Source organism: uncultured Bifidobacterium sp. (genome assembly GCF_959020145.1).
GTDB lineage: Bacteria > Actinomycetota > Actinomycetes > Actinomycetales > Bifidobacteriaceae > Bifidobacterium.
In genome coordinates, this window is the sequence record NZ_CAUEQY010000003.1 from 60,597 (window position 1) to 82,392 (window position 21,796).

12 protein-coding genes and 1 pseudogene are annotated in these 21,796 nt (G+C 59.2%); 3 read left to right on the top strand and 10 right to left on the bottom strand.

Annotation, left to right across the window (positions count from 1 at the left end; translation table 11 throughout):
- Positions 1–38: 38 nt before the first annotated feature.
- The 5 genes from Q5H33_RS02005 to Q5H33_RS02025 form a co-directional block, all read right to left on the bottom strand.
- Entirely contained in the window at positions 39–4,883 is a 4,845-nt protein-coding gene (locus Q5H33_RS02005; RefSeq protein ID WP_302422809.1) for a DEAD/DEAH box helicase, read from the bottom strand.
- A gap of 123 nt (positions 4,884–5,006) precedes the next feature.
- Positions 5,007–6,194, bottom strand: coding sequence for a sugar MFS transporter (locus Q5H33_RS02010; RefSeq protein ID WP_270317837.1), 1,188 nt, complete (start codon positions 6,192–6,194; stop codon positions 5,007–5,009).
- 242 nt (positions 6,195–6,436) lie between these two features.
- Complete coding sequence (locus Q5H33_RS02015; RefSeq protein ID WP_003810563.1) at positions 6,437–8,761, bottom strand: type IIA DNA topoisomerase subunit B; 2,325 nt, start codon at positions 8,759–8,761, stop codon at positions 6,437–6,439.
- Between the two features lie 94 nt (positions 8,762–8,855).
- Positions 8,856–10,253, bottom strand: coding sequence for an RNA polymerase sigma factor (locus tag Q5H33_RS02020; protein WP_021913814.1), 1,398 nt, complete (start codon positions 10,251–10,253; stop codon positions 8,856–8,858).
- 160 nt (positions 10,254–10,413) lie between these two features.
- Positions 10,414–11,058: a DUF4192 family protein gene (locus tag Q5H33_RS02025; protein WP_003810568.1), complete on the bottom strand. Its 645-nt coding sequence runs from the start codon at positions 11,056–11,058 to the stop codon at positions 10,414–10,416.
- Positions 11,059–11,267: 209 nt separating this feature from the next.
- Between Q5H33_RS02025 and Q5H33_RS02030 the strand changes: the two genes are divergently transcribed.
- Positions 11,268–12,356: a polyprenyl synthetase family protein gene (locus Q5H33_RS02030; protein WP_003810570.1), complete on the top strand. Its 1,089-nt coding sequence runs from the start codon at positions 11,268–11,270 to the stop codon at positions 12,354–12,356.
- 122 nt (positions 12,357–12,478) lie between these two features.
- Entirely contained in the window at positions 12,479–14,650 is a 2,172-nt protein-coding gene (locus Q5H33_RS02035) for a Stk1 family PASTA domain-containing Ser/Thr kinase (protein WP_033499685.1), read from the top strand.
- Between the two features lie 98 nt (positions 14,651–14,748).
- Here the strand turns inward: Q5H33_RS02035 and Q5H33_RS02040 are convergent, their stop codons facing one another.
- On the bottom strand, positions 14,749–15,477 hold the full coding sequence (locus Q5H33_RS02040; RefSeq protein ID WP_003810573.1) for a 1-acyl-sn-glycerol-3-phosphate acyltransferase: 729 nt from the start codon (positions 15,475–15,477) through the stop codon (positions 14,749–14,751).
- Between the two features lie 50 nt (positions 15,478–15,527).
- On the opposite strand from Q5H33_RS02040, the gene Q5H33_RS02045 reads away from it, so the two are divergent.
- Positions 15,528–16,094, top strand: coding sequence for a hypothetical protein (locus tag Q5H33_RS02045; RefSeq protein WP_011743375.1), 567 nt, complete (start codon positions 15,528–15,530; stop codon positions 16,092–16,094).
- 101 nt (positions 16,095–16,195) lie between these two features.
- Here Q5H33_RS02045 and Q5H33_RS02050 read toward each other — a convergent pair.
- From Q5H33_RS02050 to secA, 4 genes and pseudogenes are all read right to left on the bottom strand, one after another.
- Positions 16,196–17,040 (bottom strand): annotated as a pseudogene (locus Q5H33_RS02050) (IS3 family transposase).
- A complete protein-coding gene (locus Q5H33_RS08415) occupies positions 17,001–17,420 on the bottom strand; it encodes a transposase (protein ID WP_003810582.1) in 420 nt (139 codons plus the stop codon). The pseudogene Q5H33_RS02050 and the gene Q5H33_RS08415 overlap by 40 nt, the downstream one beginning before the upstream one ends.
- 111 nt (positions 17,421–17,531) lie before the next feature.
- Positions 17,532–18,587 (bottom strand): anthranilate phosphoribosyltransferase, encoded by a 1,056-nt coding sequence (gene trpD / locus Q5H33_RS02055; protein WP_302422731.1) that lies wholly within the window; start codon positions 18,585–18,587, stop codon positions 17,532–17,534.
- A gap of 190 nt (positions 18,588–18,777) precedes the next feature.
- Entirely contained in the window at positions 18,778–21,654 is a 2,877-nt protein-coding gene (gene secA, locus Q5H33_RS02060; protein ID WP_227561837.1) for a preprotein translocase subunit SecA, read from the bottom strand.
- Between the last annotated feature and the right edge of the window lie 142 nt (positions 21,655–21,796).

The window sequence follows — 21,796 nt, forward strand, 5'->3', positions numbered from 1 at the left end:
TGAATGAGCAGGCTGGGTGAAAGTGCCTCCGGCTTGGTTCAGCCATATAGCTTCATGCCTTGTGGGCTGTCCACGAACCCGGCAGCATGCAGCAAACGTCTGTATTCGTTGCGTTCCTTCAATGATTCACCGTTCATTTCGGCGAAGCTGACGCTGCCCTTGGACTGATGCTGCAATGCATAGGCAAGTTCCGTACATGCCGGCTGCAATATTCGCTCGTCATCGGTGAAGCTGACGATTCTGTGGCTTTTCGGCACGGCAAACAGCACCGGCATGCCGTGGTCGAGCACGATGACCGATTCCGCTCTGCGCGCCGGTTTCATATGGTGTTGTTCGGGCCATGTGATCGCGGAGCCTGTCAGGTTGGCCGGGTCGGTCACGTCGAGCGCCACGCAGGATTGGCTGCGCGCCTCGTCGTCGCCGCGCAAGGCGTCCACTGTGTCACGTCCGGCGAATTGGGCCGCTCCGAATCCTTTGACGAACATGCCTCTGACCAGATTGCCGTGTTCCTCCATGCGTTTGAGTACCGGGTATAGTCCGGAGAATCCGCCTGCGACCTGCTCCTTGTCGATTAGCGGAGCTGCGATCACGCCATATCGGTCGAGCAGCGATTCGATCAATGCGATGTCGTATTCCTCGATGCCGGCTGTTGGTTTGCCGGCGGTATCGTCCGTTTGGTCCGGTATCGCCATTGGACTGGTCCGGGACGAGTCGACCGCGGACCATAATCCACCGAGCGTCGCCGGTGTCGAGACGTGGATCCGCACGCGTCTGCGTGCGGCAGTGCGTGGCGCGCGCACTGAAACCGTGCCTTGAGCCAAGGCCCGAACGGGAGCGAATGAACTGTTCGTCACTTTGCCTTGCCATACCAAGGACCACAAGGCTTCCTCGAACTGGCTTTCGCCCCATGCGGGAAGGATGATTTCCCCTGTTTCAGGATTCACGTTGACTTCCGCATGTTCCTGCCAGATGGCTTTGGCGGCCGTGGAAAGCTGCCGCGCATGGAAGGCTCCCCCATTCGATAATGCGGCAAGTATCGTCTCCGGCACGGTCATGGTTCCGGCACTATAGGCATTGTTCTGCGATTGTTCGCCGGGTTTCACCAGCAGCCGTGAATCAGCTGGATGGAATGCGATGCCGCCGGCTTCCTTGGCGTTGGAACCATTGATTTTGGAGCCGACCCATACCACGTCTCCGGATGCGAGCAATTCGTCCAACATACTCGGTTGGTAGTCGCGAACGCGTGCGGGGAAGACCGAGGATTCCCAAACGGAGTCGTTGAGGTATATGCCTTCAAGCTGTTCGATCACACGCATCAGCCCGTCGACGCCTTCATATCGGGCGCCACCCACAGGTCCGACGCCTTGTCTGTCCAACAGGAACGCCTGATAGACGGCCGGTTCCACCGGCTTGATGGCTTTGCGTGCCTTGGCAAGCGAAAGCGCGCGGATACGCCGAAACACGTCTTTGTGGAGCCATTGCTGGGGCGTTTGCCGAGGTGACCGTTCCGATGCTGAATCATCGGAACCATTGGCGTCCGCTCCGGCCGCATCATCGACGAAATGGCCTTTCAGCAGTTCGCCTTTGGCATGTAATTCATCCAACATGCGTACGCCTTGGACAGCGTCCAATCCCAGTTCGGCGATCATCTGATCCGCGGTGAATGGGCCATGCGTTTTGGCATATCGCGCCACACGGCCGGCAATGTCGGTCTCGTCCAAATCGTTCCAGAACGTCCGTCCGGCAAGCTCCTTCCCAACCTGCGCGATGACGTCGGCATCCAACAGCGAAGCCATGTCAGTGGCGCCCAGAAGACGTTCCAGCACTTCCGGGTCCATGGACAGCAGTTGCGTGCTGCGTTCGGCTTGCGGCACGTCGTATTGGTACATGACCGCGCCCACGTATCCGAACAGCATGTTTTCCGCGAACGGCGACGGCGTTTCCGTGACGGTCTCGCTCAAAGAGATGACGCCGGAGCGTAATCCGGACATCACATGTTTCAGCGCGGGCAGATCGTACACGTCCTGTAGGCATTCGCGTGCGGTTTCCAACAGCAACGGGAAGTTCTTCCGAGTTCGGGCGGCGTTGAGCAGTTGCGCCGCGCGCAGCCGCTGCTGCCATAAGGGGACGCGTCTGCCGGGGTTGGCGCGTGGCAGGAACAGCGATCGCGCCGCGCATTCTCGGAATCGTGCGGCATACAGCACGCTTTCGCCGACTTGTGTTTCGATGATGCGTTGCAGCTCTTCCGTGTCGAACAGCAGCAGCTCGCGGATCGGCAGGTTGCCGTCGCCGTCCGGGAGGCGGATGATGATGCCGTCGTCGGCCGCGTATACCTGCCCATCGAACCCGTATCGTTGTTTGATACGTGTGGTGATGGCCATGGCCCATGGTTCGTGCACGCGTCTGCCGTATGGCGAGTGGACGATCACACGCCAATCGCCTTCTTCATCCTGGCAGCGTTCGACGACCAGCTCACGGTCGTTGGGAATCGTTCCCGTGGCGGCGCGCTGTTCGGCAAGCAGGTCGGCAAGATTGCCGATGGCGTTGTCGTCCAATCCGTCACGACGTAGACGTGCGATTGTTGTCGTGTCGAATCGGCTGGTCTTGTCTCCTGCGATGCCGTCCGAGACTTCCGCGCGTAGTCCTTGCGCCATATCGCGTATGAATCGGCCTTGGGACCGTCCGAATGCCGCGTCCCGCCCGTCGCCTTCGCCATGCCAGAACGGCAGTCGGGCGGTACGTCCTGGAGCAGGAACCACCACCACACGGTCCCGGGTGATTTCCTGGATCTGCCAGGTCGATGTGCCGAGGGTGATGACGTCTCCGACCCGGGATTCGTACACCATTTCCTCGTCCAGCTCCCCCACTTTGCGTGGGCCCGGTCCGGAGCCTTCTTCGGGAAGCACCACGGTGTAGGTTCCTCGGTCGGGTATGGTGCCTCCGCTGGTCACGGCCAGTCGTTGAGCGCCAGGGCGCGCGGAGATGAGACCCGCCTCTTCGTTGTATTGCAGTGGTGGCCGGAAGGCGGAGAAATCCTCGCCGTTGTAGGCGCCGGTCATCATGCCCATCACAGCATCGAACATGGTTCTGTCGAGATCTTCGAATGGCGCGGCCTTGCGCACGGTCACGTACCAGTCGTCTGGTTTCAGATCATCCATCGCCGCGGCGGCGACGGTTTGCTGGGCAAGCACGTCCAAGGGGTTGCATGGAATGGTCAGTGTTTCGATGTCTCCGGAGCGCATGCATTCGATGCTTGCGGCCGTGCCGATGATTTGCTCTCGTGTAATCGGGTAGAACAGTGCATGCGAGACTCCCCCGACCTTGTGGTCGGCGCGCCCCACCCGCTGCAATCCCGAGGACACGGACAATGGCGGTGCGATCTGGATGACCAGATCCACCGACCCCATGTCGATGCCGAGTTCAAGGCTTGATGTGGCGACCACGCAACGCAATTGGCCGCGTTTGAGCTGCTCTTCGATCTGTTTGCGCCGGTCTTTGGAAACGGAACCATGATGCGCCATGGCGATCGCGTCGGCGTCCGCATGCGAGGAGACCAGCATGGTGGTGGAGCCGACCACGGAATCGTAGTGTTTGGCGAAGCCTTCACGGCCTTCCGGGGAGCCCAGATCCGGATACGGCTGGGTGGAATCACTGGCTGTGGACTCCGGCTGGGATGCGTTGTCCGACACACTCAAGGCCGTTCGGCCAAGCCTACGGTCGGACAGCGCATCCCACCCTGCGTCCGCTTTGACGGCGGTTTCAGACCCAGTTTTCCGGGATGTGCGCAATTGCGCATACAGGTCGTTGAGCCGTGCGGTGAGTTTTTCCGCAAGGCCACGGGAGTTGACGAACACGAGGGTGGTGTGGTGTTTCAGCACTTCGTCAAGCACGCTGCGTTCGATGGCCGGCCATACCGAACCTCCGGTTGAAACCCGTGAGGTATGTTCGTCTCCCCCGACCGAAGTCAGTCCTTTACGTTCCGCCAATGCTTCCATGGCAGGACTCACCCCGGAAATATGCGTGGTATGGCGGTTCGGAAGTTTCACGGCGCCTGCCCTCCGCCCTGCGTCGTCGGAGACGGGATCGCGCATGGCCGAAAGCGGTTCCACCACTTTCAGATCCATGTCGGGGTGCGATTCGGGTCTGATGACGCGTACCGGCCGCGTGCCGCCAAGGAAACGTGCGGCTTCGGCCGGCGGTTCCACAGTGGCGGAAAGCCCGATGCGTTGGACAGACCGGCCGGCAAGGCTTTCCAATCGTTCCAAGCTCAGCGCCAGGTGCGCGCCACGTTTGGAGCCCGCGATGGCGTGCACTTCATCCACGATAACGGTATCAACGGCGGAAAGTATCCGTCGCGCCTTGGAGGTGAGCAGCAGGAACAGCGATTCGGGCGTGGTTACGAGGATATCCGGCGGATGGCTGACGATTCTGCGCCGTTCCTGCGGCGTGGTGTCGCCGCTTCGTATGCCCACGCTGACTTTCGGCGATGGCAATCCCATCGCCTCGCACTGTCCGGCGATGCCGGCCAATGGCGCTTGGAGGTTCTTGGCCACATCCACGCCCAGAGCCTTCAATGGCGAAATATACAGGATCCTGACGCCGCGGACGGGTTTGCGTTTCTTGGCATTGCAATCGGATTCAGCCGTGCCGTCCCCACCGCCGGACGTCCGCAATAAGCCATCGTCCTTCCCCGTCATCAGACGGTCGATTGCGGAAAGGAAGGCGCACAATGTCTTGCCGGAGCCGGTGGGCGCCACCACCAACACGTTCTCGCCGGAGCGGATGGCCGGCCATGCCAGACGTTGCGCCTCCGTCGGAGCATTGAACGCATGCTTGAACCAGGCATTGGTAGCCTCCGAGAACAAGTCCATGCATTCGTACATACGTTCGATTATGGCATCGTCTTCAGACATCATCCACAACCGGCAGAAACCCCGTCATTCGTCGTCGACCCATTCGAGCACACCGCCCGGCTGACGCATTCGAGCGTCTCACATATGGCGTCGTCAGGCGGCCGCACGGTCGCCGCACTTGCGGCGCAAGGTCTCATGCATGGCGACCATCAGCGCCAGGAACACCACCAGATAGAACGGGAACAGGTTGACCGAAACATGTTGCGCGATCAGCCCGAACAGCGGCGGCATGCACATCGATCCCACATAGGCGCAGGCCATCTGCATGCCGACGATGGCCTGGGACTTGTCCTTGCCGAAATAGGTCGGCGTGGAGTGGATGACGCATGGATAGATCGGCGCGCATCCCAGGCCGATGACCATCAGTCCCGCGATGGTGCCGATGTGATGCGGCAGCGGCAGCAGCATGATGATGACACCCGTCAATACCAGGGCCTGACCGAGGCGGATCATAGACGGATCGCTCAATCTCATGGTGAGGAATCCGCTTGCGAGACGCCCGACGGTGATGCCGATACAGAACAGGCTTCCCCACATGGCGGCCGTGGTCTTATCGATGCCCTTGCCGAGCACCATATAGCTGCTGGCCCACAGCATGGCGGTGGATTCAAGCGCGCAATAGCAGAAGAACATGACGAGGATCTCGCGTGCGCCACGAATCGCGAGCACGCCACGGATACCGAGCGGCTTACGCGGTCCGTCACCCTCAGTTGTCTCTTCGGTGTCTTGTGCGGTGCGTGTCTTCCACAGTGGCAGGCTGAAAACCAGTACCGCGGTAAGCGCTATCTGCAGGATGGAGATGTACCGGTATCCCCACGACCAGCCTTGACCCGCGCCCAATGCATACGCCATGATGTACGGGCCAAGCAGCGTGCCCAATCCCCACATGGCGTGCAGCCAGCTCATGTGACGGCTTTCATAGTGGATCGCGACATAGTTGTTCAACGCGGCGTCGACGCCGCCTGCTCCCAATCCATAAGGAATCGCGAACAACAGCAGCATCCAGTAATTCGGCGCGATCGAGAAACCGAACAAAGCGAACGCCGTCAATGCCACGGATACCACAGTGACCTTGCCCGCGCCGAATCGCAAAGTCATTCGATCGGACAGCAACGCGGACACAATGGTGCCCGCCGAAATGGTCATGGAAATGCCACCCTCCCAGGAAACAGGCGCATTCAAATCGGTGCCCATCGTCGGCCAGGCGGCCCCGAGCACGGCATCCGGCAAGCCCAGACTGATGAAAGCCACATAAATCACGGCAAGCAGCAGATTAGCCATGAATCAGCTCCTTTGATGGTTCCATGGACGCGATGGTCCGAATTCGTCATACAGTTTACCCGCAGTTACCTACCAAACGGTAACTAGCGATTTGCGGTACCGATTCAACGTCTGATTCCGGTCGAAGCATGATTCGGTCTTGTTTTCGGTCCTGTTCCAAGAAGCGAGCAGGCGTTGGTTCCGGCAAAAAATGCGGAAGGCGGGTTTCGACGGAACGGAACCTACCTCCCATGCAATCAAGATCAGGTGTCGATCTTGGAACGGTCGAAATCGTCGGCGTTCTCCACGATGAACGCCTTGCGCGGCGGCACGTCATCACCCATGAGCAGGCTGAAGATGTGGCTGGCCTGTTCGGCGTCCTCCATGCGGATACGGCGCAGCATACGGGTGCGCGGATCCATGGTGGTATCGGCCAGCTGGTCGGCGTCCATCTCACCCAAACCCTTGTAACGCTGGATGTCCTCGTTGTAGCCGATGTGCTTTTTATCAAGCTCGGCGAGTTTGCCTGCCAACTCATCATCGGAATACGTGTAGATGTACTCGCCCTTATGCGTACCCGTCAACGCGATACGATGCAGCGGCGGCACGGCGGCATACACATGACCGTATTCGATAAGCGGCCGCATGTACCGGTAGAACAGCGTCAGCAGCAGGATGCGGATGTGCGCGCCGTCGACATCGGCATCGGTCATCATGATGATCTTGTTGTATCGGGCCTGTTCGATGTCGAAGCTTGCGCCGGAGCCTGCGCCGACCACCTGGATGATGGCTGCGCATTCCTTGTTGGACAGCATCTGCGCGAGCGATGCCTTCTGCACGTTGAGGATTTTGCCTCGAATCGGCAGCAACGCTTGGAAACCGGAATTACGGGCGGCCTTGGCTGTGCCCAATGCGGAATCACCCTCGACGATGAACAGTTCGGCCACATCGTCATTGCCGGGCTGGCAGTCGGACAGTTTCGGCGGCATGGACGCGGATTCAAGCGCGTTCTTACGGCGTGTGACTTCCTTGGTCTTGCGCGCCTGCACGCGGGCATGCATTTCGCCGACGATTTTCTCCAGCACGCGGCCGGACTGTTCCTTGTAACCGCGTTTGGAGCCGGTAATCATCTCACCGAACTGCTTATCGGTCATTCTGGAGACGATCGGCTTGACTTGCGCGGTGCCGAGCACGTCCTTGGTCTGGCCTTGGAACTGCGGTTCGGCGATGCGGACGGTGACGACGGCCACCAGACCGGCGAGAATGTCGTCACGTTCCACCTTCATATGGGAATCCTTGAGATTCACCTTGAGTTTGCGCGCGTTGTCCTCGATGGCCTTGCGCACCTGCTTGGTGATGCCTTGGAGGAAGCCGTCCACGTGCATGCCGCCGCCGGGCGTCTCCACCACGTTGACGAAGCTGCGCATGGTGGTGTCGTAGCCGTTGGTCCATCGCATGGCGATATCGACTGCGCAATCACGCGTCACCTTCTGCGCATGCAGTTCACCATCGTCTCCGACCGCCTGCGTTTCTTCAACATACGTGTCCTCGCCGGCGATGCGCCAAATATCGGAGACCGCTTCGCCTTTGGACAGGAAGTCGACGAAATCCTTCACGCCTCCGGTATGGCAGAATTCTTCGACGCGCGCATGCGGATATTTCGGCTGCACGGGTTGGGAAACGGTTTCCTGCGATTGCGTGGCAGCATCGTTTTCTTGCGATTCGGCTGATTCATCAGCTTCGGCTGAATCCTCCTGCAGTATGTCGGCAGAGGTTCCGATATCATCCGTTTCAGCGGACGTGTTCTCTTCCGTCACCTGTTCGATGACATTGTCATCGACTTCCAGCATTTCGTCAATGGACTCGTCGCCGGTTTCGGGAATGTTCTCGTCGATGACGGTGATTTTCAGTCCTGGCACCAGGAAACTGGTCTGCCGTACACGGTCGATGAGCTGGTCATAGCTGAATTCAGCGGTGTCGTTGAAAATCTCCGGATCCGCCCAATAGCGGATGCGGGTACCCGTGGTCTTCGGACTGACTTTGCCGATGATCTCAAGTTCGGTGGGACGATTCTTGCGCGTCTTCTTGAATGGCGAATCGGGAGACGGGTGTTCCGGATCAACGTCGGAATACACTCCGGGGTGGCCCTGATGGAAAGCCATGTGGTGGGTTTTGCCGTCACGATCCACTTCCACGTCGAGACGGGAGCTCAATGCGTTCACCACGGATGAGCCGACACCATGCAGACCGCCGGAAGCGCCATACGAGGAATTGCCGAATTTGGCGCCGGCATGCAGCTTGGTCAGCACCACTTCCACGCCGGTGAGCTTGGTTTTCGGCTCCACGTCCACCGGAATGCCTCGGCCATTGTCCGCCACTTCAACGGAACCATCGTCATGCAAGGTCACGATGATGTGGTTGCAGGCTCCCGCAAGAGCCTCATCGACGGCATTGTCGATGATCTCCCACAGGCAGTGCATCAGGCCCTGGCTGTCGGTCGTGCCGATGTACATGCCCGGACGTTTGCGCACCGCATCCAAGCCTTCGAGCACGGTAAGACTCTCAGCACCGTAATTATCCTTAGCCATGTTCCCTTTCAATTGTCGCCTTACAAGACATGAAGTCGAGAAACCCTGCGTTCATGCCGGTTTCTCGACTTCATTTACTCGCGTCTGATTACTATCACTGGTCCAGGAAGTCGCGCAGCGTCTGCGAACGGGACGGATGGCGCAGCTTGGACATGGTCTTCGATTCGATTTGGCGGATACGTTCGCGCGTCACGCCATACACACGTCCGATATCATCCAGCGTCTTCGGCTGGCCGTCCTCCAAACCGTAGCGCATCTTGATGACGCCAGCCTCACGCGGAGACAGCGTTTCAAGCACCTGCTTGAACTGCTCCTGCAACAGCGAGAAGGCGACGGCATCGGACGGTGCGATGGCGTCGGTGTCTTCGATCAGATCACCGAACTCGGAATCGCCATCCTCGCCCAGCGGCGTGTGCAGGGAAATCGGCTCACGCCCGTACTTCTGCACTTCCTGCACCTTCTCGACCGGCATGTCGAGCTCGCGGGCCAGTTCGTCCGGCGTAGGTTCGCGGCCGAGGTCCTGAAGCATCTGGCGCTGCACGCGGGACAGCTTGTTGATGACTTCCACCATATGCACAGGCACACGAATGGTGCGGGCCTGATCAGCCATGGCACGGGTGATGGCCTGGCGGATCCACCATGTGGCGTACGTGGAGAACTTGAAGCCCTTCTTCCAGTCGAACTTCTCTACGGCACGAATCAGACCAAGATTGCCTTCCTGAATCAAATCGAGGAACAGCATGCCACGGCCCGTATAGCGCTTGGCAAGAGAGACCACGAGTCGAAGGTTGGCTTCCAGCAGATGGTCCTTGGCGCGCTTGCCGTCGTTCGCGGCCCACTTCAGTTCACGCCGGCGCTTGAAATCCATCTTGTCGGATTCCGTGTCCAGCAGATGTTGGGCGTACAGACCGGCCTCGATGCGTTCGGACAGGTCGACTTCCTGTTCGGCGTTCAGCAGGTTCACTCGGCCGATCTGCTTCAGGTAATCCTTGACCGGATCTGCGGTGGCGCCGGCTGCGATCACACGACGCTTCGGATTGCCGGACGGCGTCAGATTGTCGTCGTCATCATCGTCACGCACCACGAAAGCGCCTTTTTCCTTGGGCTCTTCCGGCTTTTTGCGCTTGTCTTCGTCATCGTCTTCCAGTTCGGAATCGTCATCCTCGTCGATATTGTCCTCGTCGAGGTCGTCATCCTCCCCTTCGTCGTCCACGTCATCAAGGTCATCGTCGAAATCATCAAGATCGGCATCCTCGACGGGATCGTCTTCAGGAGCGTCCTGCTCGATCAGGTTCTCTTCTTCTTCCGCTTTCTTGCTTTTCTTGGCGGCGGAGGTCTTCTTCGCGGCCGTCTTGCGCGACGTCTTCGTAGCGGTCTTTGAGGACTCGCTCTTCTTGGCAGCAGGCTTGCGCGTGGAGGCCTTTTTTCCGGAGGTGGTCTTTTCGGTCAGATCAGTCTGTTCCGTATTTACCGTCGTTTCCTTGGTGGCCAAACTTATCCTCCTATTGATCCCGCCGGAAGCGTATACCATATGGACCCACTTCTGGCAAGGGCAAATCGTCAACTATGTGAGTTAACCATCTTGCGAGGACGATTATTCCCGCGTGTTGAGCTCACCATGCGCAAGTACCGCTTCCTTTCGGCGTGTTGCTCTATGTCTCTTCGGCCCATGCCGGTCCGATATGACGATGCGCCGCGGAGCAGATGATCGCCGCGAGCGAACAATTCTCATCCAACGCGAGCGCACGCATCGCGCACAGCATGGCGCGCTCATCGCCCATCCACCACAGCACATAACTGATGATGGCCAATGGCTGCACATGATACCGTTCGGGGACCATCCCGATGATGTCGAACATCATGTTGACGCCGTTGTCGCAACGTTTCGTGTCGGGTTTTCTTGATGCGTCACGGAACGATCCGTTGAGGGATTCCTCCAGATGACGCGTGTTGCCGGGAAGTGTCGGATTGGCCATGAATCCCATGAGAAAGTCACGTGACGAACGTCGTTCATCCACGATGATGGAGACCAGCAGCGCGTCACGCACCGCCATGGTCTGCTGCATGGCGATGGCAAGTGCTCCCGCACCGTTTCTGGACAGTCTGCATTCTGGCGATGAATCGTCATCTCCCGACGATTCATCGGCCAGCTCATCCATCCATTCCGAGAATGGCTCCTGCAGGAAATCGCGTATGCTCTCCGCCATGCCCAGCGATTTGCAATCCTCCACCAATTGGTCTTCAAGCCGTTCCATCTCGGCTTCGCATATCGGCATGGGCTCGTCGATCGTCTTCATGTCTCGTCCTCCTTGGCGTATCGGAGCGGTCGCTTGATGCAGGCCGCTTTGTTGGAACTATGCATCATCCGGCAATGCAATGAGGCGTTTCGGGACCCCTGTGGTCGGAGAACGTGAAGCTCGGCGTGTCACGAAACGTCCGGCACCGTCTCACCCGCTGCAATCATTATGTTTTCCTCTTGTCGAATGTGTGTGGATAACCTTGACCCATGACTAGCTCTTCCGATTTGGAACAGATTGAAACGCGCACGCTCTCGCTGGTAAGGGATTTTTCGTTCCTGCATGCGGACGATCCGGTGGCGAATTCCTGCAAAGCCGTCGCTGATGCGGTGGCGCAGCAGGCGGTCACGTCAAGTGAGGGCGGCAAACGTCTGCGGGCGTTGCTGACGTTGGATGCGTTCCGTGCGTTCGCGCCGCAGGATGTGGCGGAACGTGATATGGATGCGGTGTTGGATCTGGCATGCGCGATCGAAGTGTTTCAGACCGGCGCGTTGGTGCATGACGACATCATCGACGATTCCGATCTGCGCCGTGGCAAGCCGTCCGCTCATCGTGCGCTTGCCACGGATACCCATAGTGATGCCATCGGCCATGGTTTGGGCATCATGTTGGGTGATATGCTGGCCACCGCGAGCGTGGATATCGCCAATAAAGCGGCTTGCCGGCTTGGCTCCGGGTCTTCCGTGGTGTCGGCCTTCCTGAATATGCACCGTGAAGTGGAAATCGGCCAAGTACTCGATTTGGCCGTGGAACTCAATACGTTAGACGATCCTGAAGAGCTGGCGTCGGCCTCTTTGAATGTCTTCCGTTGGAAGACCGCCAGTTATACCACTATCGCACCTTTGGAATTCGGTATGCTTGCCGCCGGCCTCGCCCCTGCGGACGCGCGCAGGCTCGCACTGGCGATTGGATTGCCTCTTGGTTTGGCGTTCCAGCTCGCGGATGATCTTCTGGACGTCATCGGGTCGAGCCGCAATACCGGCAAACCGGTGGGCGGTGATATCCGTGAAGGCAAACGCACGGTGTTGCTGGCCGATGCGATTGAGGCTGCCGGCGATGTCGAACGACGTGAACTCATCGACATGTGGGAAGCCGAATCACGTGACGAGGCACATGTTAGGCGTGCCATCGCATTGTTCGAGTCCACTGGTGCCATCGCACGTTCCAAGGAACGGATCGCCGGTCTGTGGCTCGAGTCGAAGGCCGCCATCGAGACGCTTGAACTATCGCAGGATCGCAAAGACATGCTTACCGAAGCATGCGCACGTTTCGTACCGATTGTGCGGGAACAGGGCTGATGCCGCCGCACTGTGAAAGACCCGTGTTCATCGCATCTTCCGCAAACCATTCCTTGTAGACTACAAGTGAACACATCTTTGTCGCGAAACGTTTTTTGAAGAAGGAATCGTACCGATTAGCCATGAGTGAAGCCCAGCATGCCCCCGAAGGCCAGGTCATCGAAGGCCGGTACCGAGTCGTCAGCAGAATCGCCGATGGCGGCATGGCCACGGTGTATCAAGCTGTTGACGAGCGTCTGGGACGCACCGTCGCCATTAAGATCATGCACACGCAGCTGGCACAGGGCCCACAACGCGACCAGTTCGTGGAACGTTTCCATCGCGAGGCCCGTTCCGCAGCAGCAATAGCCAATCCCCATATCGTGCAGGTGTATGACACCGGTGAGTTCGATGGACTGGATTTTCTTGTCATGGAGTACGTGCATGGCGTGAACCTGCGGTACGAAATGAACCAGCAAGTCACGTTCAGCGTTCGTGAGACGCTACGCATAGTCGGTGAGACGTTGGACGGCTTGGCTTCGGCGCATCGCGCAGGCGTGGTGCACCGCGATATCAAACCGGAGAATATTCTGCTCAATGACCGAGGACATGTGCAGATCACCGATTTCGGCCTGGCCAAGGCGGTGTCGCAGGCCACGCTGTCCTCCACCGGCATGCTGCTGGGCACGGCCGCCTATCTGGCGCCAGAAATGATTCAGCACAATCAGGCAACGCCGCAGGGAGACCTGTATTCCGTAGGCATCATGGCTTGGGAGATGCTGGCCGGCAAGGTGCCGTTCACCGCGGACAATCCGGTGACGCTGGTGTTCAAGCACGTGCATGAGGATGTGCCGGATATCACGACCGCTTGTCCGGGCATCAATGCAGGCGTGGCCGCATTCCTCGCCCGTCTTACGGCGCGCGCGGTCGAGGACCGTCCCCAGGATGCGTCCGTGGCATTCGACGAATTGCAGCAGTTGCAATCGAACCTCACCATCGACGACTGGCAATACCGTCTGTCAGCCGTTTCCCCGGCCGCAAACGATGCCGCCGACACCATGCCCGGCGATGGCACCCGGCAGATGCCGCTACCGCCCGCTCCCCCAGCACCGCCTGTGCGTCAGAACGACGATCGTACACGACAGTTCAATCCGGAAAACCCGAACAAAACCACCGTCATGCCGGCGCAGCAGGCAGATCCGGAGGCAACCACCCGCTTGGCTTTGGAAAAGAACGACGTCCCCGCCAACAACGTTCCAGCTTCCCCCTCGAACGGTCCGGTCAGTGGTGGACAGCCGAAACGCAGTGGCAAGCGTGCACCTGTCATCATCGCCGTCGTAGCAGCCATCGTGCTTGCCTGCGCAGGCGGTGGAGGCTATGCCTGGTGGTATTTCCGAGGACCGGGCAGCTACTGGACCATGCCTCAGCCGGCAGATCTCACATGTTCCGATTCGGAGCCCTGCCGTATTTCCAACATCAAATGGAACGCCTATGAGGAACTGCTGAAATTCTCCAACATCGAGTACGAAGAAACCGAGGCGTTCAGTGATTCCGTCAAGGCTGGCAATGTCATCTCCACCGACCCGGAGAATGTCGGTTCGCATGTGAGCAAACGTCATCATCAGAAGGTCAAGGTGGTAGTGTCCAAGGGTATTAAGCAGGGCACTGTTCCCACAGACATTCTCGATGCCACCAGTGCGAACGGCAAGGATCCGATCAACGCGTTGAAGCGTGCCGGCTTCGACAACATCGAACAGACTCCGGCCAATGATGACGCGTATTCCATGGACGTACCTCAGGGCGCGTTGCTTGATTTAAGCGTGGATCCCGGCGCGACTCTGCCCCATAACGCGAAGATTACCGTCACGCTGTCCCAAGGACCGAAACCGGTTACCATGCCGGGCGTCGTGGGCAAATCGAAGGATGAGGCGCAGCAGACGCTTGATGCGCTCAAGCTCACCGTCAACTGGACCGAGCAATTCGATGACAAGATTCCGCAAGGACAGGTGATTTCCGCTTCCGCGAAGACCGGAGACGAGTTGCACTGGGGCGATAGCGTCAATGCGGTGGTGTCGAAGGGACCGGAAACCGTAACGCTGCCGAATTATGTCGGACAGAAAGCCGCCGCTGCCAAAGCCGCATTGGAGAAGCTGGGATTCAGTGTGAAGATCAGCTCGCAACTGACACTTGACTCCAGTCAAGACAAGAAGGTCGCTTCGCAGGATCCGGTAGGAGGCACCGAGGTGCGACTGCGTCAGGAGGATGGCACGCCGAATACCGTCACCTTGAAAATGTATTCGTCGCTGTTCGACTGATTATCCTGATTACAAAATAGAAATCAGGGGTGTCTGTTCCGAAAACATTCTTCGGAACAGACACCCCTGATTGGTTTGGAATGAACCTCGCTGAAAACTTATGCCTTCTTGGCAGCGGATTCGGCTTGTGCCTGCGCTTCGGCCTCCTGCTGGGCTTTGAGCTCGGCCTTGACCTTCTGCGCGTATTCGTCGACGTATTCCTGTCCGCTCATCTTCTGGATCTCACGGGTCACGCGGTCGGTAAGCGAACGCAAATCATCGTGGGTAATCTGGTCGGCGGATTTCTTCTCGACTTCAATCGGCTTGCCGTAAATCACCTTGGACTTGCCTTTGTTCGGAATGACCTGTCCTGGCTTCTGCAGTTCACGCGAACCGATGATGGCGGCCGGAATAATGGGGCAACCGGTTTCGAATGCCAGACGCGCCGCGCCGGTGTGTCCTTTGTAAAGACGTCCATCAGGGCTGCGAGTACCTTCGATGTGAATGCCGAACAGATGTCCGTCCTCGATGATCTCACGGGCGTGGTTCAGTGCGCCAAGTGATTTGGAACCGCCGGAACGGTCCACGGGGAACACGCCGACTGACGTGAACCACCATTTCTTGAATTTGCCTTTGATGCCTTTGCCTTCGAAATATTCGGCCTTGCCCATGAAATGAATCATGCGCGGGCAGGTCAACGGCAGCAACGCATCGTCGATGACGGCAAGATGGTTGGCTGCGATGATGGCGCCACCTTCGTGCGGAATGTTCTCAAGTCCTTGCGCGGTCGGTCCCAAACGGTGGATGGCGATTGGTCCCAAGCCTTTTACGAAAAACCAATAGAGCATTCTTCACGATCCTCCCGGCGGATTGGCCTCCGCCCGATTAGAGTATAAGTATGACTGACCTCAACAATAGCAATGACGATGAAGAACGCCCAAATGACGCGTCGCATGGTGGCGGCTCTCCAATGGACGACTTGGATGCGGCTTGGGCCGAGTTTGCGGATTCGCATGCTGACGATTTGAAGGCCGTGGAACGTTCGCGTAGTGCGAAACGTTTCGAGAAGCATGCGCAACGTCGGGAAAAAGAGGCTTTGCTGTCCATCGATGACTTGGATCAGGGCACGTTCACCAATGATGCGCCGGCGAATGGTCGTGGGCCGCGCGATTTCACTGGTTCGAGCTGGCTTGACACGGATCGGGTCATGGACCGTTACGGTGACGACTTCGTGCCGCCGAATCCTGAAATCGGCCATGTGAAACTGTCAAAACTGGTGTTCTGGATATTGCTGGTGGCCGGCGTCATCGGCATTATCGCTTCCGTGTTCGTTCCGGCGTTGGCTTCGATTCTTGGTTCGATTTTCGGTTTGTGTGCGCTGGTCGGCGCCGCTGGCCTCATCGTGCAGCATAAAGGGCATCGTGAAACGCGTACCGACGAATTCGATGATGGAGCACGCGTCTGACGATTCTTTGGCGACAAACTGAATACATCCATCTATGTGAAGGCCCCGGCGGTTATTGAACTGTGCCCCGTTTGTTGGACGTTGTTAATTGGGATACAGGGTCAGACCGCGAGGGACATGCTCAGGAACTCCTCCGGGGTGCGTCCCTCGAGTCGTATCTGGCGTCGTCTGGTGTTCCAATGGATGATGTAGGCGTCCAGCTCGCGTTTGAACTGTTCGTACGAGTCGAACACACGGCCGCGGTAGAACTCGTCCTTCAAGTGGCCGAAGACCTGCTCGGCCGCCGCGTTGTCCAGGCAGTTGCCCTTGCGGCTCATGGACCGGCGGATGCCGGGGCGTTCGAGCTCCTTCCTCCACCATTGGTGCTGGTACTGCCATCCCATGTCCGAGTGCAGGATCGGCTCCGTGCCGGCGGGCAGGCGCTCCGCGAGCATGGCGGGCAGGCGCCTCTGCTGCCCGAGGTCCGGACTGCGGCTCACGTCCCAAGCCACGATCTCCTTGCTGGCCATGTCGTACACGGGAGCGAGGTACGCCTTGGAGCCGGCGACCTTGAACTCGGTGACGTCGGTGCCGAGCCTGGAGAACGGACGGGCCGCGTCGAAGTCGCGTTCGGGCAGGTTATGCACGCGGTCGCCCGTCTCGCCCCTGTACGAGCTGTAGCGTCTCCACGGGTTCCTGGAGCGGATGGCGCATCTCAGCCCATACGGCGCATGACCCTGAGCACGGTCTTGGCGGATATGCGCGTGCCGAACTCGTGGACCAGGCACATGCGCGCCTGCCGGTGGCCGCACCCGTTCGGGGTGCGCTCCCATATCTCCCGTACCATCGGCTCCACGTCCGGCCTGGACACGTGCGCCGGGCGCGACAGGTGGTGGTAGTACGTGGATTTCGGCACCCCGGCTATCCTCAGGAGGTGGTCGAGCCGGTGTCCCCGCCCTGCGAGCAGTCGGACGACGGCGCTTCGCTCGCGCCGCGTGACTTGGACGCCCGCAGGGCCCGGAGTTTTTCCAGGTACGCGACCTTCGCCTTCAGGTACGCGATGCTCGCGATCCCGTGCCTGGCCATGGCCTCCGTCTTGGTCAGACCGTTCTCGACGTGGTCGCGCGCCGCGGCGACCTTCGTCTCCCAGTCGTAGCGTCTGCTGCCGCCGCCTCCCATGACCGCCTCCTCGCCGTTGGACCTGTACAGCCTGATCCAGTTTCTCGCGGTATACACCGGTATGGCAAGCCTTCTGGCGAGCGTGTCCTTGCCGGCTCCGGACTTGATGAGCTCCAGCGCCTCGCGCCGGAACCCGTCGTCGTAACGTCTCCTTCGATCCTCACGCATACGAAAGAACCGCACCTCCGATCATCGAATCTGAATTTCTTCAGTCCAACAATCGGGGTGCGGTTCATATTTACGCCGGGGCCTTCACATACACATACGTTGTCAGCGTTTTCAGGCTTTCTTCGCAGCTTGGGCGATGGCGATCCACTTGTCAAGCAGCGCCGTGGCCTTGCCGGAGTCGACGGTCTGCTCCGCGATGGCGTAGGCGGCTTTGAACCGGTCAGCCAAGCTTGCGTCGCCCGGCACCAAATGACCGTCGGCGACGATTGCGGAAGCGGCGTTCAGCAGCGCGGTGGTACGGAACGACACATCCTTGCCTGCGAAGAAGTCTCGTGCCAGCTGCGCGTTGAGCGTCGGTTCGCCACCCTTCAGATCTGCGATGGTGACTTTGGCGAGGCCGAGTTCGACGGTCGGATCGAATTTGTTTTCGGTAACCTTGCCGTCCTTGAATTCCCAAATGGAGACCGGACCGGTCGGTGCCATCTCGTCAAGGCCCTCATGGGAAGTGTAGACCATGCCGATCTGGCCGTTCGCCGCATATACGGCGGCCATGATCGGGCTCATCTTGCGATTAGCGCAGCCGACGGCCATATGCTTCGGGCTTGCCGGGTTGGTCAGCGGACCAAGCACGTTGAACACGCATGGCACGCCGAGCGCGGCGCGAATCGGACCGACAAAACGCATGGCGGGGTGGAAGGTGCGTGCGAAAGCGAATGCGATGCCGCATTCGTTGCCGACTTCGCTCACTTGTTCCGGAGTCAAATCCATGGGCAGGCCGAGCGCTTCGAAGCAGTCAGCAGTGCCGCACTTGGATGAGGCCGCACGATTGCCGTGCTTGACGACTTTTATGCCTGCGGCCGCGGCTACGACGGCCCCCATGGATGACAGGTTCACGGTGGAGGCTCCGTCGCCACCGGTGCCGACGATGTCGGTGGTTTCACCGTCGATGTACAGCGGAATGGCATGGGCCACCATGGCCTTCGCCGCGCCACGCACTTCGTCGGGGGTCAGCCCCAACTGCTGCTGGGTGGCGAGTACCGCGCCAACGGCCGCCGGATCGGCATTGCCGTTCATGAGGTCATCGACGAACCACTCGGATTCCTCGGCGCTCAAGTGGTCCCCTCCGACCAGCTTGGTGAGGATCGACTTCCATGTGATTTCGGCCATGATGCCCTCCTTGGCGCTGTCGCACGCCTTTATTGTTGTTCTGATGCCGCCAATTGTAACGATTGGACGTTTCCCCACGTCCGCACGTCCATATCACGAAACGGCCCATCGAAGATTCTTCAAAAAAGAAAACCTCCCCCGATTACGGTCGGGGGAGGTTATGTCATGAGCAAGTCAGCGACTCAGCGAATCACTGCTCGTTCTGGCCGTGGCACATCTTGTACTTACGGCCAGAACCGCATGGGCACTGGGCGTTCTTGCCGGTTCCCGGGAAAGTGCGGCCATCCGCCCACGGAGAGTGGAGTTCCTCGCTCTTCGGACGCTTGTTGGCCGGGACCTTGCCTTCGGCATGGCTGATCGGCTGCATGCCGACGATGCCCTTCTCGTTCTTCTGCTCGTCAGCCAGTTCATCGATGGTGGTCTTTTCGGCCTCGTCATCGGTCTCCGGCTCTGCAGGAGCGGATTCGCCGGTCGCGGCGGCTTCGCCGTCCAGACCCATTACGGCCTCGGCGGCGTTCACGGCCTCATCCTCATCGGATTCGGTCTCCTCGTCCTCGGTCATGGCCACGCGTTCGATGTCCACGTGGAACAGCAGCTGGATGGTTTCCTCCTTGATGGCTTCGATCATGGAGTTGTACATCTGGTAGCCTTCACGCTGGTATTCGACCAGCGGGTCGCGCTGGCCCATACCGCGCAGGCCGATGCCGTCCTTGAGGTAGTCCATCTCGTAGAGGTGTTCACGCCACTTGCGGTCGAGCACGGCGAGCACCACGCGGCGCTCGAGCTGGCGCAGGCCTTCGCTGCCGAGCTTGTCTTCGAAATCGGAGTACTGGTCCTTGGCGTCGGAGACGATGAGCTCCTTCAGGGCCTCAACGGCCTTGTCGCCCTTGAGCTTGTCGACGGCGTCCTTGGCCGCTTCCTGCTCCACGGCGATCGGGTACACGGAGGAGATGGCCTTGAACAGACCGTCCCAATCCCAATCGGCCGGCTTGTCGGAACCGTTGTTGGCGCCCTTGATGTAGCTCAGCACGGTGTCGTCGATGAACTTGAGGATGTCCTCGTGGATATCCGCGCCCTTCAGCACAGCCTGACGCTCCGCATAGATGACGGTGCGCTGCTTGTTCATCACGTCATCGTACTTCAGCACGTTCTTACGGATTTCGAAGTTACGCGATTCGACGGCCTTCTGTGCGGTGCGCACGCCCTTGGAAACGCTCTTGGCTTCGATCGGCTCGCCTTCCGGCATGCCCTTGGCCATGACACGCGCCACCAGCTGGGTGTTGAACAGACGCATCAGATCGTCCTCGAGGGACAGGTAGAAACGGGATTCACCCGGATCTCCCTGACGGCCGGAACGGCCGCGCAGCTGGTTGTCGATACGGCGGGATTCGTGGCGCTCGGTGCCGAGCACGTACAGACCGCCGAGCTTGACGACTTCCTCATGCTCGTCCTTGACCTGGTCCTTGATTTCGGCCAAAGTGCCCGGCCAACGCTTCTCGTACTCGTCCGGAGTGTCATCCGGAGAATAGCCTTCGGACTTGAGCTTCGCATCGGCGAGGAACTCGACGTTGCCGCCGAGCATGATATCGGTACCACGGCCTGCCATGTTGGTGGCCACGGTGACGGCGCCCTTACGGCCTGCGACGGCCACAACGGCGGCTTCCTTGTCATGCTGCTTCGCGTTCAGCACCTGGTGAGGAATCTTGGCCACGTCAAGCAGAGAGGACACGACTTCGGAGGATTCCACGGATGCGGTACCCAGCAGGACCGGCTGGCCCTTCTTGTGGCGCTTGGCCACATCACGGACGATGGCGGCGAGCTTTTCCTTCTTGGTACGGAAGATCAGATCGTCCTTATCCTCGCGGATCATCGGCTTGTTGGTCGGAATCGGCAGCACGCCCAGCTTGTAGGTGCCCATGAATTCGGCGGCTTCGGTCTCTGCGGTACCGGTCATGCCTGCCAGCTTGTCGTACATGCGGAAGTAGTTCTGCAGGGTGATGGTGGCGAAGGTCTGGTTTTCGGCCTTGACCTCCACGCCTTCCTTGGCTTCGATGGCTTGGTGCAGACCCTCGTTGTAACGGCGGCCCGGCAGGATACGTCCGGTGTGCTCGTCGACGATGAGCACTTCGCCGCCGGTCACGACGTAGTCGCGGTCACGCAGGAACAGCTCCTTGGCCTTGATGGCGTTGTTCAGATAGCCGATCAATGCGGTGTTGTTCGGTTCGTACAGGTTGTCGATGCCGAGATAGTCCTCGACCTTGGTGATGCCCGGATCAAGGATGCCGACGACCTTCTTCTTCTCGTCGACCTCATAGTCCTCGTCACGGTTGAGCTTCAGAACCAGGCGCGCGAACTGGCGGTACCAGCGGGTCACGTCGCCCTCGGCCGGACCGGAGATGATCAACGGGGTACGAGCCTCATCGATAAGAATGGAGTCGACCTCATCGACGATGGCGTAGTGGTGGCCACGCTGTACGAGATCGGACTTCTCCCACGCCATGTTGTCGCGCAGGTAATCAAAACCGAATTCGTTGTTGGTGCCGTAGGTGATGTCTGCATTGTACTGCTTGCGACGCTCCGGCGGCTTCTGGTTGGTGATGATGCAGCCGGTGCTCATGCCGAGGAAGCGGTAGACACGGCCCATCAGCTCGGCCTGGTAGCTGGCCAGATAGTCGTTGACGGTGACGACATGGACGCCCTTGCCGTCAAGTGCGTTCAAGTATGCGGGTAGCGTGGCCACGAGGGTCTTGCCTTCACCGGTCTTCATTTCGGCGATGTTGCCCCAGTGCAATGCGGCGCCGCCCATGAGCTGCACGTCGAAGTGGCGCAGGCCCAAGGTTCGCTTGGACGCCTCACGCACGGTGGCAAAAGCTTCCGGCATGAGCTTGTCAAGGGACTCGCCGTTTTCGATACGCTGCTTGAACTTGGCGGTCTGGCCCTTGAGCTCCTCGTCGTCAAGCGCCGCGATCTCGTCCTCCAAGGCGTTCGTCGCTTTGGCCACGTTCTCAAGCTTCTTGATCTGTCGGCCTTCACCCATGCGTAGGGCTTTGTCAACGATATCTACCACAATCACTCCCTTTGTGTATGGTGACTTTCCTCGATTGAGGATAGTCGCTTTCTCGCGATTTCCGAAAAGCTCCGTCCATTTTACGTAAGTTTTGACGTATCTTGTTTTTCGCATAAGAAAAGAGGCCCGCATGTATGACATG